This is a genomic window from Curtobacterium sp. 1310 (assembly GCF_017834105.1).
Lineage (GTDB): Bacteria > Actinomycetota > Actinomycetes > Actinomycetales > Microbacteriaceae > Curtobacterium.
The window spans coordinates 257463-274296 of sequence record NZ_JAFICY010000001.1 but is presented as its reverse complement, the minus strand read 5'-3'; the positions used below and the strand labels follow the sequence as shown (position 1 = coordinate 274296).

The 16834-nt window shown below is 73.2% G+C and carries 18 protein-coding genes; 1 reads left to right on the top strand and 17 read right to left on the bottom strand.

Features of this window, described 5'->3' with window-relative positions; all coding sequences use genetic code 11:
- Positions 1 to 4: 4 nt before the first annotated feature.
- The 11 genes from JOD95_RS01255 to JOD95_RS01205 form a co-directional block, all read right to left on the bottom strand.
- Positions 5 to 244 carry a DUF6704 family protein gene (locus JOD95_RS01255; protein ID WP_066654504.1) on the bottom strand — a complete coding sequence of 80 codons (240 nt, stop codon included), beginning with the start codon at positions 242 to 244 and terminating at the stop codon, positions 5 to 7.
- On the bottom strand, positions 241 to 945 hold the full coding sequence (locus tag JOD95_RS01250) for a Trp biosynthesis-associated membrane protein (protein WP_066654506.1): 705 nt from the start codon (positions 943 to 945) through the stop codon (positions 241 to 243). Before JOD95_RS01250 ends, JOD95_RS01255 begins: the two co-directional genes overlap by 4 nt.
- Entirely contained in the window at positions 942 to 2486 is a 1545-nt protein-coding gene (locus tag JOD95_RS01245) for an anthranilate synthase component I (RefSeq protein ID WP_066654508.1), read from the bottom strand. Before JOD95_RS01245 ends, JOD95_RS01250 begins: the two co-directional genes overlap by 4 nt.
- Positions 2483 to 2932 (bottom strand): phosphoribosyl-AMP cyclohydrolase, encoded by a 450-nt coding sequence (gene hisI, locus JOD95_RS01240; protein WP_066654510.1) that lies wholly within the window; start codon positions 2930 to 2932, stop codon positions 2483 to 2485. The genes JOD95_RS01245 and hisI overlap by 4 nt, the downstream gene beginning before the upstream one ends.
- 40 nt (positions 2933 to 2972) lie before the next feature.
- Positions 2973 to 3770, bottom strand: coding sequence for an imidazole glycerol phosphate synthase subunit HisF (hisF, locus tag JOD95_RS01235; RefSeq protein WP_066658289.1), 798 nt, complete (start codon positions 3768 to 3770; stop codon positions 2973 to 2975).
- 20 nt (positions 3771 to 3790) lie between these two features.
- Complete coding sequence (hisG, locus tag JOD95_RS01230) at positions 3791 to 4630, bottom strand: ATP phosphoribosyltransferase (RefSeq protein WP_066654512.1); 840 nt, start codon at positions 4628 to 4630, stop codon at positions 3791 to 3793.
- A 75-nt stretch (positions 4631 to 4705) separates the two neighbouring features.
- Positions 4706 to 4969 (bottom strand): phosphoribosyl-ATP diphosphatase, encoded by a 264-nt coding sequence (locus tag JOD95_RS01225; RefSeq protein ID WP_058726551.1) that lies wholly within the window; start codon positions 4967 to 4969, stop codon positions 4706 to 4708.
- A gap of 92 nt (positions 4970 to 5061) precedes the next feature.
- Complete coding sequence (rpe, locus tag JOD95_RS01220) at positions 5062 to 5721, bottom strand: ribulose-phosphate 3-epimerase (protein WP_066654514.1); 660 nt, start codon at positions 5719 to 5721, stop codon at positions 5062 to 5064.
- 9 nt (positions 5722 to 5730) lie between these two features.
- On the bottom strand, positions 5731 to 6606 hold the full coding sequence (locus JOD95_RS01215; RefSeq protein ID WP_307810340.1) for an Abi family protein: 876 nt from the start codon (positions 6604 to 6606) through the stop codon (positions 5731 to 5733).
- Positions 6607 to 6789: 183 nt separating this feature from the next.
- On the bottom strand, positions 6790 to 8355 hold the full coding sequence (locus tag JOD95_RS01210) for an RsmB/NOP family class I SAM-dependent RNA methyltransferase (RefSeq protein ID WP_066654518.1): 1566 nt from the start codon (positions 8353 to 8355) through the stop codon (positions 6790 to 6792).
- Positions 8352 to 9287: a methionyl-tRNA formyltransferase gene (locus JOD95_RS01205; RefSeq protein WP_066654520.1), complete on the bottom strand. Its 936-nt coding sequence runs from the start codon at positions 9285 to 9287 to the stop codon at positions 8352 to 8354. Before JOD95_RS01205 ends, JOD95_RS01210 begins: the two co-directional genes overlap by 4 nt.
- A 93-nt stretch (positions 9288 to 9380) precedes the next feature.
- Between JOD95_RS01205 and JOD95_RS01200 the strand changes: the two genes are divergently transcribed.
- Positions 9381 to 9836, top strand: a complete 456-nt coding sequence (locus tag JOD95_RS01200) for a DUF4383 domain-containing protein (RefSeq protein WP_174234689.1) — start codon at positions 9381 to 9383, stop codon at positions 9834 to 9836.
- A 94-nt stretch (positions 9837 to 9930) separates the two neighbouring features.
- Here the strand turns inward: JOD95_RS01200 and JOD95_RS01195 are convergent, their stop codons facing one another.
- From JOD95_RS01195 to gmk, 6 genes are all read right to left on the bottom strand, one after another.
- Positions 9931 to 11112: a glycine C-acetyltransferase gene (locus tag JOD95_RS01195; protein WP_066654521.1), complete on the bottom strand. Its 1182-nt coding sequence runs from the start codon at positions 11110 to 11112 to the stop codon at positions 9931 to 9933.
- Complete coding sequence (gene tdh / locus JOD95_RS01190; RefSeq protein ID WP_066658292.1) at positions 11112 to 12164, bottom strand: L-threonine 3-dehydrogenase; 1053 nt, start codon at positions 12162 to 12164, stop codon at positions 11112 to 11114. The genes JOD95_RS01195 and tdh overlap by 1 nt, the downstream gene beginning before the upstream one ends.
- 156 nt (positions 12165 to 12320) lie before the next feature.
- Positions 12321 to 14303 (bottom strand): hypothetical protein, encoded by a 1983-nt coding sequence (locus JOD95_RS01185; RefSeq protein WP_066654522.1) that lies wholly within the window; start codon positions 14301 to 14303, stop codon positions 12321 to 12323.
- 7 nt (positions 14304 to 14310) lie between these two features.
- Positions 14311 to 15525: a methionine adenosyltransferase gene (metK, locus tag JOD95_RS01180; protein ID WP_066654523.1), complete on the bottom strand. Its 1215-nt coding sequence runs from the start codon at positions 15523 to 15525 to the stop codon at positions 14311 to 14313.
- Positions 15526 to 15530: 5 nt separating this feature from the next.
- Complete coding sequence (gene rpoZ, locus JOD95_RS01175) at positions 15531 to 15794, bottom strand: DNA-directed RNA polymerase subunit omega (protein ID WP_022906709.1); 264 nt, start codon at positions 15792 to 15794, stop codon at positions 15531 to 15533.
- 115 nt (positions 15795 to 15909) lie between these two features.
- Positions 15910 to 16803, bottom strand: coding sequence for a guanylate kinase (gene gmk / locus JOD95_RS01170; RefSeq protein WP_066658295.1), 894 nt, complete (start codon positions 16801 to 16803; stop codon positions 15910 to 15912).
- Positions 16804 to 16834 lie beyond the last annotated feature (31 nt).

The window sequence follows — 16834 nt, the reverse complement described above, 5'->3', positions numbered from 1 at the left end:
GGGACTACTCCGCGTGGTGCTTGGCGACGTACTTCGGACCGTTGACGCCGTAGCCGGCCTTCGCCATCACGGCGCCGACGACGAGGCCGATCACCACGACGACGGCGGACGCCCAGACGCCCCACGCCAGGTCGAACCAGAAGAACAGCGTGCCTGCCGCGAAGCCGATCAGCATGATCACGACGGCGGTCCAGGCGGCGGGCGAGTGGCCTTCGCCGAGTTCTGCGGGCTCAGTGTTGCTCACGGTGCTCCTCGTTCTGCTCCGGCGCCGTCGTCCGATCGGCGCCGATCCGATCCTACCGTGTCGGTCGTGGGCGGTTCCCCCACCGCACCGTCCCCGGCGGTCGGGTCGTCACCCGCGCTGAGGTCGTCCCAGTCGGTGATCGCGTCGCGTTGGGTCGGGGCGGCCGCACGGGCGTCGGCGGCGGCCCCGGCGGTCGCCGCGGCGTACTTCCGGGTCGGCCCGGGCCACTGCCGCTGCACCACGAACACGACGATCCCGAGCACCACGGCGAGCACGCCACCCGCGATGCCGACGGCGGGCCACGCGGTGACGTCGACCCGGTCGACGACCTGGCGCACCGCGCCGGTGTCGCTGACGCCCGCGACCTCGCCCACCGCGCCCTTCGACGCCGCGACGGGGTCCGCCAGGGCGCCGATGCCGGTCGCCACGACGGCGATGCCGAGCAGCACCTCGACGGCCGCGAGCACGACGCGCAGCACACGGCCGGCGATCGTCAGCGCGAGGAACAGCGCCAGGCTCGCGATCGCGAGCGCCGTGTACTGCGGGACGACCGCGGCACCGTCCGCCACCACGCGCGGCACCACCGCGGTGCCGGCGTGCAGGTGCACCGTGAACCACGTCTGGGTCCACGACAGCATCACGATGCCGGCGACCGCGAGGCCGGCGACGACGACGAGCGGGCGGGAGCGCCGGGCCGTCACGCGCGCACCTCGCGCATCCGGTTCGCGGTCGCGACCGCGCGCAGCGGGGCGGCCGCCTTGTTCACGGCCTCCTCGTGCTCGGTGCGCGGGTCGGAGTCGGCGACCAGGCCGGCACCGGCCTGCACGCGTGCGACCCCGTCCTTGATGAGCGCCGTACGGATGGCGATCGCCAGGTCGGCGTCGCCGGCGAAGTCGAAGTAGCCGACCACGCCCGCGTACGCTCCGCGCTTCGCCGGTTCCAGCTCGTCGATGATCTCGAGCGCACGCGGCTTCGGTGCCCCCGACAGGGTGCCGGCCGGGAAGGTCGCGCGGAAGACGTCGATCGCCGACGCCCCCGGTCGGACCGATCCCTCGACGCTCGACACCAGGTGCATGATGTGGCTGAAGCGCTCGACGGTCATGAACTCGGTCACCGCGACGGTCCCCGGCTCGCACACCTTCTGCAGGTCGTTCCGGGCGAGGTCGACCAGCATGAGGTGCTCGGCGCGCTCCTTCGGGTCGGCGAACAGCTCGTCACCCAGGCGGACGTCCTCGACCGGGCTCGCGCCGCGTGGGCGCGAGCCGGCGATCGGGTGGGTGATCGCCCGCCCGTCCTGCACCTTGACCAGGGCCTCGGGCGAGGCGCCGACGATCCAGAAGCGCTCGTCGGCGCTGTCCGCCAGCGCGAGGAAGTACATGTACGGGCTCGGGTTCAGTGTCCGGAGCACCCGGTAGACGTCGAGCGGGTCGGCGGTGACGTCGTGGTCGAACCGCTGCGAGACGACGACCTGGAAGACGTCACCGTCGCGGATGAAGTCCTTGGACCGCTCGACCGCGGCCATGTAGTCCTCCGGCGACGTCCGGTGGCGCGGGGTCGGCTCGGCGATCTCGAACGCCTCGGCGACCGTCGCCGCGCTCGGCTGCACCAGGTCCGCCTGCATCCGGTCGAGCCGGGACTGCGCGTCGGACCACATCGTGTCCGGGTCGTCGGTGCCGTCGTTGAGGACGCTCGCGACGAGGAGCACGAGGCCGGTGCGGTGGTCGAGCGCCGCGAGCTCGGACACGAAGGCGAGGGCCTGCCCGGGCACCTCGAAGTCGGCCGCGGGCACGTTCGGCAGGTGCTCGAGCTGCCGCACGGCCTCCCACCCGATGAACCCGACCGTGCCGCCGACCAGGGGCGGGGTGCCGGGAACGCGGGGCGTCGCCCACCGGTCGTGCAGGCGGGCGAGGACGTCGAGGGGGGCGCCGTCGAGCGAGCCGACGGCCCGCGACGCCGGGATGCCGGTGTCGATCCAGGACGCCCGGTCGCCGTCCTGGGTCAGGACGCCGAAGCTCCGGACGCCGACGAAGGACCAGCGCGACCACAGGCCGCCCTGGCCGGCGGACTCGAGCAGGAACGAACCGGGGCGACCGTCCGCCAGCTTGCGGTACACACCGACCGGCGTCTCGCTGTCGGCGTAGAGCGCGCGGACGACGGGGACGACGCGGTGGCCGTCGAGCAGGTCGTCGAAGGCCTGCCGGGAGGTCGTGCGCGGCTCCTCCGCGCGGCTCGCGCCGGTCATCGGATCGCCTCCGCGGTCGTGGTCGCCGACGTCGGGTCAGTCGCGTCCGTCCCGGCCTGCGCCGGCGCGGCCTGCACCGGCGCGGTCGCGGTCACGGGCTCGAGCGGGTCGACCTCGAAGCAGCTGTGCGCACCGGTGTGGCAGGCGGCCCCGACCTGCTGCACGGTGACGAGCAGCGTGTCGTCGTCGCAGTCGAGTGCGGCAGCCCGGACGTACTGCGCGTGCCCGGACGTGTCGCCCTTGCGCCAGTACTCCTGTCGGGAGCGCGACCAGAAGGTCACGCGGCCCTCGGTCAGGGTGCGGCGGAGGGCTTCGCGGTCCATCCAGCCGAGCATGAGGACGTCCTTCGAGGACTCCTCCTGCACGACTGCGGGGAGCAGGCCGTCCGCACCGAACCGTGCGCGGTCGAGGACCGCTTCCGTGCTGGTGCTGGTGCTGTCGGTCATGAGACTCCTAGCCTACGGCGGGGTGTCGGCGGACGGGGTGTCAGCGGACGGGCTGGCCGGCGGCGCGCAGCGCCGCCTTGACGTCCCCGATGGTCATCTCGCCCCGGTGGAAGACGCTGGCAGCGAGCACGGCGTCCGCGCCCGCCTCGACGGCCGGGGCGAAGTGCTCGAGGCGACCGGCGCCTCCCGAGCCGATGACCGGGACCGACGACACCGCACGCACCGCGGCGATGAGCTCGAGGTCGAAGCCGTGCTTCGTGCCGTCCGCGTCGATCGAGTTGACGAGCAGCTCGCCCGCGCCGCGCTCGACGCCCTCGCGTGCCCACGCGATCGCGTCGAGGTCGGACTCGGTCCGTCCGCCGTGGGTCGTGACGACGAAACCGGAGGGCATCCGGTCCGAGCGCTTGACGTCGAGCGACAGCACCACCGCCTGCGCGCCGAAGCGGTCGGCGATCTCGCTCACGAGCTCCGGCCGCGCGATCGCCGCGCTGTTGACGCCGATCTTGTCCGCGCCGCACTGCTGCAGGCGGGAGACGTCGTCGACGCTCCGGACGCCACCGCCGACGGTGAGCGGGATGAAGACCTGCTCCGCCGTGCGCGTCACCGTCTCGAACATGGTCGCGCGGTTCTCGACCGTGGCACCGACGTCGAGGAAGGTCAGCTCGTCGGCACCCTGCTCGTAGTAGCGGGCCGCGAGCTCGACCGGGTCCCCGGCGTCCTGCAGGTCGAGGAAGTTGACGCCCTTGACGACGCGACCGCCGGACACGTCGAGGCACGGGATGACCCGGACCGAGACGCCACCGGCGACACCGGCCGCGCCGCTGTCGGGTCCGGTCACGTCGGCTCGCACCGCGTCGTTCACAGGCGTGCGGCGTGGATCGGGCTGACCAGGATGGCGCGCGCACCGAGGTCGTACAGCGCGTCCATGATGAGGTTCGCGTCCTCGCGCGGGATCATCACGCGGACGGCCGACCAGTCGCGGTCGTGCAGCGGGGAGACCGTCGGCGACTCGATGCCCGACGCCACCGCGGTGGCCTGCTCCAGCAGGTCGGTCGGGATGTCGTAGTCGAGCATGACGTAGCCGCGGGCGACGAGCACGCCCTGCAGGCGGCGACGCAGGACGTCGATGCCCGGGATGCGCTCGTCGTTGGAGATGAGCAGCGCGGTCGACTCGAGGATCACCGGACCGAAGATCTCGAGCCCGGCGGCACGGAGCGTGCTGCCGGTCGAGACGACGTCGGCCACGGCGTCCGCGACACCGAGGCGCACGGCGCTCTCGACGGCGCCGTCGAGCTTCACGAGGGTCGCGGTCACCCCGTGCCGGGCGAGGAACTCGCCCACGAGTCCCGGGTAGCTCGTCGCGACGCGGACGCCGTCGAGGTCCTGCAGCTCGGTGAACCGGCCGGGCGTCCCGGCGAACCGGAAGGTCGAGTCGGCGAACCCGAGCGCGTCGACCTCGTGCGCCGCCGACCCGGAGTCGAGCAACAGGTCGCGGCCGGTGATGCCGACGTCGAGTGCGCCGGAGCCGACGTACGTCGCGATGTCGCGCGGACGGAGGAAGAAGAACTCGACACCGTTGCGCTCGTCGAGCAGGTGGAGCGCCTTCGGGTCGCGGCGACCGGCGTACCCGGCCTCCTTGAGCATCTCGGAGGCGGTCTCGGACAGCGAACCCTTGTTGGGCACGGCGATGCGGAGCATCAGGTGGTCTGCTTTCTGCTGGAGGTCGGGACGGCTGCGGGTCGCGGTGGCGCTCGGTGAGCGCGACACGCGTTCCTACAGATGTCGCCAGACGTCCGCCGGGGTGAGCCCCTTCGCGACCATGAGCACCTGGAGGTGGTAGATCAGCTGCGAGATCTCCTCCGAGGTGCGCTCGTCGCCCTCGTACTCAGCCGCCATCCAGACCTCGGCGGCCTCCTCCACGATCTTCTTGCCGATCTGGTGCACGCCGGCGTCCAGTTCGGCGACGGTGCCGGAGCCCTCGGGGCGCGTGCGCGCCTTCTCGGTCAGCTCCGCGAACAGGTCGTCGAACGTCTTCACGGGGACCAGGCTACCGTCCTGCGCGGCTGCACCGGACGCACCGTCCGGACGGGAGGCGCCGGTCGCCCCCGACGCGCCGCCCACCTGGGCGGTCACGCGCGTGCCGCCGCAGCCGCCTCGCGCAGGTCGGCGATGCGCTGCGCGGGCTCACCGCCGTAGACGGCGGATCCGGCGACGAGCGTGTCGGCGCCGCTGCGGACCGCCTCGGGCACGGTGTCGACCGCGATGCCGCCGTCGACCTCGAGCCAGACGTCGAGCCCCGAGGCGTCGACTGCGCCACGGGCGTCGGCGAGCTTCGGCATGACGGAGGGCATGAACGACTGCCCGCCGAACCCGGGCTCGACGGTCATGAGCAGGATCATGTCGTACGCGTCGAGGTGGTGGAGCACCTGCGTGATCGGGGTGCCGGGCTTCACGGCGACGGCGGCGCGGGCACCGTTCGACCGGATCGCCGCGGCGGTCGCCACCGGGTCGTCGGCGGCCTCGAGGTGGAACGTGACGCTCGAGGCACCGGTCTCGGCGTACTTCGGCGCCTGGGTGTCGGCGTCGGTGATCATGAGGTGCACGTCGAGCGGCACCGGCGAGACGTCCTGCAGGCGCTGCACGATCGGCAGGCCCAGGGTGAGGTTCGGCACGAAGTGGTTGTCCATCACGTCGACGTGCACCATGTCGGCGCTCTCGATGCGGTGCAGCTCCCGCTCGAGGTTGGCGAAGTCGGCGGACAGGATGCTCGGCGAGATGCGGATCGTCACCCGGCAACCCTACCGAGCGCCGCTGCCCGTCCAGACGGCGGTCTCCCACTCCAGCGGGGCTCCCGTGTCGGAGAACGGGACGAGCGGCACGGTCGGGAACTCGCGCAGGACACCGGTGAGCTGCGTCGCGGTCCCCAGTCCGCTCCGGACACGGAGGTACTGCACCAGGGTGAGCTGCCCGTACGTGCGGTTCATCGATGCGCGTGCGGTGTCCAACGAAGGGTCGGCGCCGACCGGGGGCAGCTTCGGTCGGATGGCGTACGCGCGGTTGAACAGGCGTCCGTGGTGGGCACATGCGTTGCGCACCACGTTGAGCGCGCGCAACCACGAGGTCAGCTGCGGTGCTCGGAGACCGAACCGTCCGCTCACCTCGGTCTGGACGCTCGGCGGCGCGAAGCCGAGCAGCCTCGAGACCGTCCCCCAGTCCATCACCTCGACCGCGGCCCACACCGGCAGGACTCCCCCGTACCCGGACCGGTGGTGCTCGACGAACTCCTCCCGGCTCCTGGCGACCTCACCGCGGTGCCGCTCCAGCCAGTTGCGGTGGCCGTCGCCGGCGCGTGCCAGCGGACCGAGCAGATCGGGACGCAGATGGGCGCTCGGGTGGAGCCGCCCGAGTGCGTGCCCCAGCGCGGCTCTCAGTGCGAGCTCGACCGGAGCGAGGGCGTCGAACACCGTCGTCCGCAGACGCTCGTCGAAACGGTGGAGCGCGAGGACGTCCTCGAGGTGGGTCCCCGGGCGGAAGCGATCACCCCGCGCACCGCCCGTGGTCTCGCGGAACGCGTACCAGTAGCCACTCAGCCGGTAGTAGTTGACGAGGCGCAGTTCGCGGACGGCGGCGTCCTCGTCGGGCACGTGCATCCCACGTCCTCGCAGGAGTGCCACCTGCTCTCGGTACGGCCGGAACGGCTTGGGTTCCACAGCGGGCCTCCCCCGGGCCGAGAACGAAGAGGACCGGCCCTGGACCTGCTCTCGCAGGCGGAACCGGTCGTGTTCCTCCAACATATCAGATCGTTCCTGGGCCGACAACCCGCGAGCAGACGCCGAGGTTGCGTGTTGCGGGAGGGGTCAGGGGCGACGACGGAAGAGTGCGACGAACATCGCGTCGGTGCCGGTCCGGTGCGGCCAGAGCTGCGCCGTCGGACCGTCGGCGACCTGCGGGTCCCGGGCCGCCACCGACCGGACCACGCCGGCGGTGTCGAGCTGTTCGAGCACGTCGCCGTGCCGCTCGAGCAGCGCGTCGACCTGCCCGCGCGTCTCGGCCAGGTGCGGCGAGCACGTCACGTACGCGAGCGTGCCACCCGGGGCGAGTGCACGGACCGCCGCATCGAGCAGCTCGGCCTGCAGCGCCGCGAGCTCGGGGACGTCCTCGGGCTGCTTGCGCCACCGCGCCTCGGGACGCCGACGGAGCGCGCCGAGGCCCGTGCACGGAGCATCGAGCAGGATCCGGTCGAACAGCTCGTCGCCCGGCTTGCCGAAGCGCCGTCCGTCGCCCTCGACGACCGTGACGGTGTCGTCACCCGCCACGGTGGACAGGGCCTTGCGCACGAGTCCGGCGCGGGCGGGCACGAGCTCGTTGGCGACCAGGGACGCTCCGCCCTGGGCGGCCTCGGCGGCGAGGAGCGCGGCCTTGCCCCCGGGCCCGGCGCACATGTCGAGCCACCGCTCCCCCGGACGGACGGCGGACGACCGCGTGAGGGCGAGGGCCGCGAGCTGCGACCCCTCGTCCTGCACCCGGAGCCGACCGGCGGCGACGCCGGGGACCCGTGCGGGGTCGCCGGTCGTCCCGCGGATGCCGACCGGGGACACCGGGCCGGCGTCGGCCCCGGCGACCCGGCCGGGAGGCGCGGTGCCGGTCTCGTCGTCGGCTCCGGCTCCGTCGTCGGTGCGGGGCTGCTCGTCGGCTCCGGCCCCGCCGTCGGCTCCGGCCCCGTCGTCCGCTCCGGATCCGTCCTCAGCAGCGGTCGCCGTCGCGGTGCGGACGTCCTCGTCGGTGGCGAGCCCGGGCAGCGCGACGAGCTGCACGCGGGGCGCGACGTTGTCGGCCGCGAGCAGGGCAGCGAGCTCGTCCCGCGACCGCTCGGCCGCCAGGGCGTCACGGAGTGCGGCGACCACCCACGACGGGTGCGACCAGCGGGTGGCCAGCAGCGCGTCGCCGCTCCGACCCTCGGTCACCAGGGCGTCCCACTCGTCGTCGGTCCTCGCGGCGACCTTGCGCAGGACCGCGTTGACGAAGCCGGTGGCCCGGCGGGCGCCGACCTCGCGTGCGAGCTCCACGGTCGCCGAGACCGCCGCGTGCGTGGGTGTGCGCATGCCGAGCAGCTGGTGCACGCCGAGGCGCATCACGTCGAGCACGTCGGACTCGATGTTGTCGACCCGGCGACCGGATGCGACCCCGACGATCGCGTCGTAGCGGCCGAGCATGCGGATCGACCCGTAGGTGAGCTCGGTGGCGAAGGCGGCGTCGCGGGCGGACAGACCGGCGCGACGGATGCGCGTGGGCAGGAGCAGGTTGGCGTAGGCGTCGTCGACCTGCACCGCGCGGAGCACGTCGAACGCGACCCGCCTGGCGCTGGTCGGACGGGGGCGACGGTCGCCGCGCGACCGCCGGGAGGACTGCTGCGCCGCGCTCACGAGAGCACCACGCCCTCGAGCGAGCCGAGGCCGCGTGCCCACGCGGCGCCGTCCATCGCCTTCTTGCCGGCGGGCTGGACCTCGGTGAGCACGAGCGGGACGTCGGCCGTGCCGACGAGGAGTCGTCCGTCGACCAGTGCGAGCGCACCGGGCGCGAGGTGCGGGGTGGAGGAGGCCGCGCCTCCCGGCAGGAGCGCGCTGCGGAGCAGCTTCACCCGCGTCTCGCCGAGGTGGGCGAACGCGCCGGGCTCGGGCGTCACACCGCGGACGCGGGCACGGACGGCCACGGCCGGCTCCGTGAAGGCGACGTGCGCGTCGTCGGCGGTCGGCTTCGGGGCGAGGGTCACCGTCCCGGACTGCTCGGTGGCGACCGCGCTGCCGTCGGCCAGGGCGTCGACGACCCGCAGGACGGTGTCCGCTCCGGTCTCGGCCATCGCGGCGAGGACCTCACCGCTGGTGGCGTCCGGGTCGATCGTGAACGGGTCGGCGGCGTACACGGGACCGGCGTCGAGCGCCTCGACGAGCTGGAAGACGGTCGCGGCGGTCCGGGTGTCGCCCGCCATCACGGCACGCTGGACGGGTGCGGCGCCGCGGTACGCCGGCAGCTCGGAGAAGTGCAGGTTGACCCAACCGAGACGTGGAGCGTCCAGGGCGGGACGACGGAGGAGCGCACCGTACGCGACGATGACGCCGAGGTCGGCCTGCAGTTCGACCAGCTGCGCGGTGACGGCGTCGTCCACCCGGGTGGCCTCGATGACGGGCAGTCCGAGCTCCTCGGCGACCTGCGCCACCGGGGTCGGCGTGAGGACACGCTTCCGACCCTGGGGTGTCGGGGGTCGGGTGAGGACGGCCGCGATCTCGTGGTCGGAGGCGGCGAGACGTCGGAGGGTGGGGACGGCCGCAGCGGGGCTGCCGGCGACGACGAGACGCATGGGGTCCATCGTCCCACGGCCGACGGTGTCCGACGCGCGCGGGACGCTGCCGGCCGGGAACGGACTGCGAGCGGGCTGGGTAACGTCCGGACCATGAGTGACGTCACCACCTCCACCAACCGCTACGCCGGCTCGTCGATCCAGAAGGTCGCGCTCGTCGTCGGCATCGTGTTCCTGCTCGTCGGGATCGCCGGGTTCGTGCCGGGGCTGACCTCCGGCGACCTCGGCGGTGCCGGGCACCACTCGATGGCGATGCTGCTCGGGATCTTCCAGGTGTCGGTCCTGCACAACATCGTGCACCTGCTGTTCGGCGTCGTCGGCCTCCTCGCGGCGAACCGGGCGACGGGGTCGCGGATGTACCTCGTGATCGGCGGCGTCGTCTACTTCGTGCTGTGGGTCTACGGCCTGTTCACGGCGGGCACGATGTCCGGCGCGAACTTCGTCCCGCTCAACTGGGCGGACAACTGGCTGCACCTGGTGCTCGCGATCGGCATGGTCGCGCTCGGCGTCGTCTTCCCGCGGGAGCGCCGCCGTCCGGTCGGCGCCTGACCCGGGGCCGAACCCGCTGGACGCAACGTCGGCGGCTCCTCGCAGCGGTACTCCCCTGCGAGCGGCCGCCGTCGTTGCGTTCCGCGGGAGGTCGTCAGGCGTCGACGGCGGCGCGGGCCCCGACGAAGGCGTCCACGCAGCGGCGCACCTGCTCCTCGGTGTGCGCCGCGGAGAGCTGCACCCGGATCCGGGCTCTCCCCTGCGGCACCACCGGGTAGCTGAACGCCGTCACGTAGACGCCCCGCGCCTGCATCTCGTCCGCGATCCGCGCGGTACGGCCGGCCTCGTGGAACATCACGGGCACGATCGGGTGCTCCCCCGGCAGCAGCTCGAAGCCCGCGTCCGACATGAGCGTCCGGAACGTCCTGGCGTTGGCTGCGAGCCGGGCGCGGGCGTCGTCCGACCGTTCGACGAGGTCGAGCGCCGCGACGGTCCCCGCCGCGATCACCGGCGCGAGCGAGTTCGAGAACAGGTACGGGCGTGAGCGCTGCCGCAGCAGGTCGACGATCTCCCGGCGCGAGGCCACGTACCCGCCGGACGCCCCGCCGAGCGCCTTGCCGAACGTGCCGGTGTAGACGTCGACGCGGTCCGCGACGCCGCACAGCTCGGGGGTGCCCCGCCCGTGCTCGCCGACGAACCCGACGGCGTGCGAGTCGTCGACGATGACGAGTGCGTCGTACCGCTCGGCGAGGTCGCAGATCTCGGCGAGCGGCGCGATCGAGCCGTCCATGGAGAAGACGCCGTCGGTGACCACCGCGCGGAACCGGGCCGACGATGCGGCGGCGAGCTGCGCCTCCAGGTCGGCCGTGTCGCGGTTGCGGTACCGGAACCGCTGCGCCTTCGAGAGCCGGATGCCGTCGATGATCGACGCGTGGTTGAGCTCGTCGGAGATGATCGCGTCCTCCGGGCCGAGCAGCACCTCGAACAGCCCACCGTTCGCGTCGAAGCACGACGAGTACAGGATCGCGGCCTCGGTGCCGAGGAAGCCGGCGACCCGACGCTCGAGGTCGAGGTGCAGGTCCTGCGTGCCACAGATGAACCGCACGCTCGCCACCCCGTAGCCCCAGCGGTCGAGGGCGTCCTTCGCCGCGTCGACGAGGTCGGTCGAGTCCGCGAGCCCGAGGTAGTTGTTCGCACAGAAGTTGAGCAGGTCGGTGCCGTCCGCCGCGATCGCCGCACGCTGCGGACCGGCGATGCCGCGCTCGCGCTTCGTCAGCCCCGCGGCCTCGATCCCGGCGAGCTCCGTCGCCAGGTGGTCCTTGATCGCGCCGTACATCAGGTCTCCGTCCAGTCGATGACGACCTTGCCGCCGTCCGCGCTCGCCGCCGCGGCGAACGCTGTCTCCCAGTCGCGCGCCGGGTGGCACGCCGACACGATCGAGCCGATGCGCTCGCGCAGGACCGCACTCGTGGCGAGCATCGAGCTCATCGCCTGCCACGTCTCGTACATCTCACGGCCGTAGATGCCCTTCACCGTGAGCATGTGCGTGACGACCTTGGCCCAGTCCACCGCGATCGGGCCGCTCGGCAGCCCGAGCATCGCGATCCGCCCCCCGTGGTTCATGTTCTCGACCATCGCGGGCAGCGCGGTCGGGGCGCCGGACATCTCGAAGCCGACGTCGAAGCCCTCACGCATGCCGAGCCGCTCCTGAGCCGCACGGACCGTGGCCGCCCCGTCGTGACGCACGTCCACCCCGAGGTCGGCGCCCATGCCCTCCGCGAGGCGCAGCCGCTCCGTGCTGACGTCCGTCCCGACGACGAACCGCGCACCGGCGTGTCGGGCCACCGCGATCGCCATGAGGCCGATCGGTCCGCACCCGGTGACCAGCACGTCCTCGCCGACCAGGGGGAACGCGAGCGCGGTGTGCACGGCGTTGCCGAGCGGGTCGAAGAGGGCACCCACCTCGGGTTCGACGGGGCCGTGGTGGACCCACACGTTCGTGCCCGGCAGCGTCAGGTACTCCGCGAACGCGCCGTCGCGCTGCACGCCGAGCCCCTTCGTGCGGATGCACATCTGCCGACGTCCGGCGCGACAGTTCCGGCAGGTGCCGCAGACGACGTGCCCCTCGCCGGACACGAGGTCGCCGACGGCGACGTCACGCACGGCGGCGCCGACCTCGACGACCTCGCCGGAGAACTCGTGGCCGGGCACGAGCGGTGCGGTCACGGCCGACGCGGCCCAGTCGTCCCACCGCTCGATGTGCAGGTCGGTCCCGCAGATCCCGGTCCGCAGCACGCGGACGAGGACCTCGTCCTCGGTCGGGACCGGCACCGGCCGGTCGGTCATGATCAGTCCCGGACCGGCGTCCGGCTTCCAGAGCGCCCGCATCGGCGTCACCTCGTCACTTCGTCGTGCGTGTGGTGTGGTCGTCGGCGGCTCGTGGCCACCACCGACCAGCCTGGCACACCGTCCGGACGGACGGGAGGCTCGGTGCGCGCCCGGCGCGTCGCGGCACCTCGACTCCGTGGGCGCGTCCGCGGCGGGTCAGACCTCGGTGAACGGCTCGGCGTCGTCGAGTCGCACGCGCAGGGTCGGCGCCGCGCGACGTCGGTTGCCGCCCGGGAGCACCCGGCGCGTCGACGAACGACGGATGACCTCGGCCTTGAGCGTCGCCGCGACCTCGGCCCCGTGCGCGTAGGCGAAGCGCACGATCGCACGGACCGTCCCGGGCACCGGGTCGTCGGGTACCGGAACCGGCCCGAGCACCGCCCCGACCACCGCGTCACCGAGGGCCTCGACCGCCTCGGTCACCGCCTCGTCCGTACCGGTGAGCGTCGCCACCCGGACGGCCGGCGGGAAGTGCAGGGCCCGTCGGTCGACGAGCTCGTCGTGCGCCGGCCCGTCGAGCCGCCAGAGGGCCATCGCCGTGGCGAGCTTGCCGCCGATGCCGACGAGGTACACCTCGGCGCCGGGTGCGCCCTTCGCGGCGGCGTTCGTCCAGAAGCGGAGCACGTCCTCCTGCACCCGGAGGCCCTCGCGGGCCAGGAGCCGTTCGCCGTCGAGCAGCAGTACGCACGCGTACCCGCCCGGCGCGCTCGGCTCCGCGCCGCGTGTGGCGACGACGACCGCGGGGCGGGCGGGGACCTCGTCGAGCGGTCGGGAACCGTCCGCCACCACGATCCGGGTGCCGGGGAACGCCCGGCCGAGCTCGTCGGCGGTCCGCTGGGCCCCCTGCCCGACGGGCTTGAGCCGCCCACCGCCGCACGTCGGGCACCGGAACCCCACGGCGAGGGCACCGCAGAACCGGCACTGCGGGGTCGCGTTCCGGTGCGGGCTCCCCAGGGGGCCGCCACACACGCGGCAGTGCGCGCGTTCCCCGCAGTCGGCGCAGACCAGCCCGGTGCCGAAGCCCGGGTTGGCGACCTGCACGAGGACGGGCCCGTGCTGGCTGGCCTCCCGCGCGGCGCGCCACGCCGTGCTGGGGATGCGGGCCTGGGCCGCGAAGCCCTCGGCCCCCGCCTGCTGCGCGGTCGGGATCACCTTCGGCGTCGGTACCCGGTACGGCGCGAGCTCCTGGAGCCAGTGCAGCTCGACGAGCCGCTGGACGTCGGTCGACCTGGCGTGCGCGACGAAGAGGAGTGCGGCGCCGGACTGCGCGGTCCGCACGAGGGCGACGTCGCGCGTGTGCACGTACGGGGCCCGCGGCTCGACGAAGGACGCGTCGCCGTCGTCCCACATCGCCACGAGCCCGAGCTCGGACGCCGGTGCGAACGCCGCGGTCCGGTTGCCGATGGCCACGACGGCGTGCGTCCGCGCCTGCAGCAGCGCCTTCGCACGCTGCCCGTTCGTCTGCTTGGCGTCGAACCGGACGACGCGCTCCGGCGGGAGCACGGCGAGGAGCGCGCGTTCGAGGTCCGTGACGTCGCGGAAGTCCGGGACCGCGAGCACGGCCGACTGCTCGCGGGCGACGACGTGCGACGCCGCCTGTGCGAGCGTCGCGGCCCAACCGGGCACCCACACGGGGTCGTCGACGGTCCCGAGGTCGACCGGGTGGGGCACGGCGTCGACCGCAGCCCGTCCGTGGTCGGCGAGCAGGGCCTCCAGGACGCCCTCGGCGTAGCCCGTCACCGGGGTCGGCTCGACTGTCGGCGGTGACCACGAGGTGTCGCGGGCGAGCCAGGCCTTCTCGGCACGGACCTGACGGGTCGGCACGGCGAGCCGGAGCACGTCGGAGGCGACACCGGCGGCGCGGTCGGCGACGGCACGCGCGAGCGTCCAGATCTCCGGGGCCAGCACGGGCACCGGTGACACGACCTGTTCGACGGGACTGAGCTCCCCCGGCCAGTCTCCCTCGGAGACGACCTCGACGACGTACGCGTCGGACATCCGGGCGCCGGTGCGCAGCGGCACCTTGACCCGGACCCCCGGCACGCAGTCGTCCTCGAGCTCGGCCGGCACCCGGTAGTCGAACAGACGGTCCAACTGCGGGAGCGGCGAGTCGAGGACGACGCGCGCGACGGTGGTCACACGGCGCCTAGACGGCGGCGGTGACGAGTCCTGCTGCGGCGCGGAGCTCCTCGACGCGGTCGAGCTGCTCCCAGGTGAAGCCCGGCAGCTCGCGGCCGAAGTGGCCGTACGCCGCGGTCTGGGCGTACCGGGGCTTGAGCAGGTCGAGGTCGCGGATGATCGCGGCGGGACGCAGGTCGAACACCTCGGTGATGGCGGCCTCGATCGTGGCGTCGTCGACGTGTCCGGTGCCGAACGACTCGACGTACAGACCGACGGGCTTCGCGCGGCCGATCGCGTAGGCGACCTGGACCTCGAGCCGGTCCGCGAGCCCCGCGGCGACGGCGTTCTTCGCGACCCAGCGGAGCGCGTAGGCGGCCGAGCGGTCGACCTTCGACGGGTCCTTGCCGCTGAACGCGCCGCCACCGTGGCGGGAGGCCCCGCCGTACGTGTCGACTATGACCTTGCGTCCGGTGAGTCCGGCGTCACCCTGCGGGCCGCCGATCTCGAAGCGACCGGTCGGGTTCACGATCACGTCGACGTGCGACGAGTCGAGGTCGACCAGGTCGAGCACCGGACGGATGACGTGCTCCGTGATCTGCGCGGTGAGCTCGTCGAGCGTGACCGCGGGCGAGTGCTGCGTGGAGAGGACCACCGTCTCGACGGTCTTCGGCACGACGCCGTCGTAGCCGACGGTGACCTGGGTCTTGCCGTCCGGGCGGAGGAAGTCGAGCTGCCCGCTCTTGCGGACCTCGGCCAGCCGCTCCGCCAGGCGGTGCGCGAGCCAGATCGCGACGGGCATGTACTCGGGCGTCTCGTTCGTCGCGAAGCCGAACATGATGCCCTGGTCGCCGGCGCCCTGGCGGTCGAGCTCGTCGATGCCCGCGCCGGACCGGCTGTCGAGCGACTCGTCGACGCCCTGGGCGATGTCCGGCGACTGCGCGCCGATCGACACCTCGACACCGCAGGTGCGGCCGTCGAAGGAGACCTCGGACGAGTTGTACCCGATGCCCGTGATGACGTCGCGGACCAGCTTCGGGATCTCGACGTAGCCGGACGTGGTGACCTCGCCCGCGACGTGCACGAGCCCGGTGGTGACCATCGTCTCCACGGCGACGCGCGCGTGCGGGTCGACCGCGAGCAGGGCGTCGAGGATCGTGTCCGAGATCTGGTCGCAGATCTTGTCGGGGTGCCCCTCCGTCACCGACTCGGACGTGAAGAGGCGCAGGTTGGTGCCGCTCACCGGGGTCAGTCGGTGGGCTGCTGCTGCTTGGTGACGGTCAGCTTGTCCTCGTTGATCTCGTGCAGAGCGACGGACAGCGGCTTGTCGTCGATCGTCGAGTCGACGAGCGGACCGACGTTGTCGAACAGCGACCCCTCGTGCAGGTCGGCGTAGTAGTCGTTGATCTGACGGGCGCGCTTCGAGGCGAAGATGACGAGCGCGTACTTCGACTCCACCTTGGCGAGCAGGTCGTCGATGGGCGGGTCGATGATGCCCTGGGGGTTGGCCATGGTGTCTCCTGTCGGCTGCGGGTGCGTGGGGCGCGGGTCCGACCGGATCGGACCGCCCGACCGCGGTCGGGCTGCGCGGGCGCGACGCCGAGGAGGCGCGCGCGGGTGCGCCGTGTCAGGGCGCAGAGAACAAGTCTACGACCTCGCGTGCCGCGGTGCCGACATCCGAGTTCACGATGCGCACGTCGAACTCGTCCTGCGCGGCCAGTTCGACCTTCGCGGTCTCGAGTCGGCGTGCCTGTTCCTCGGCGGACTCGGTCCCGCGTCCGATGAGCCGTCGGACGAGTTCCTCCCACGTCGGCGGCAGCAGGAACACGAGCACGGCCTCGGGCATGGCGTCGCGGACCTGCCGAGCACCCTGCAGGTCGATCTCGAGCAGCACCTTGTCGCCGGCGTCGAGCGCGCGGTCGATCGGCGGCCGTGGCGTGCCGTACCGGTAGGAGTTGTGCACCACGGCCCACTCGAGCAGCTCGCGGTCCCGGATCATCCGGTCGAACTCGGCGTCGTCCACGAAGTAGTAGTGCACGCCGTCGACCTCGCCCGGGCGGGGCTTCCGGGTCGTCGCCGACACGCTGAGGTCCACGTCGGGGAAGTGCTCGCGGATGTGCGCGCTCACGGTGCCCTTGCCGACGGCGGTCGGTCCGGCAAGCACGACGAGCTTCGACGCACCGCGCTTCCGGCCGCGGGCGGCGAGCCAGTCGGCCAGGGCGGAGCGCTGCCGGGTGCCGAGCCCGCCGAGCCGCTTCGACGGGGCGATGCGGAGCTCCCCCATCACGGCCTCGGCACGCGCCGGGCCGATCCCGGACATGCTCGTGAGCAGATCGCGCACGCGCAGCGACTTCTCGGCGGGCAGGTCCGCGTCGGACCACGCGGCGCGAGCGACCTCGAGGGCGCTGCGCTCCCCCGACGCCACCTGCGCCTTGACGGCAGCACGGGCGCGCCGAGCGGCGACTGCCGCGCGGGCGGCGGCGACGCGGTCGACCTCCGGCGGGTTGCGGTGCGCGGGCAGGTCGCTGCGGTCCGGGGTCCCGGAGCCGGGC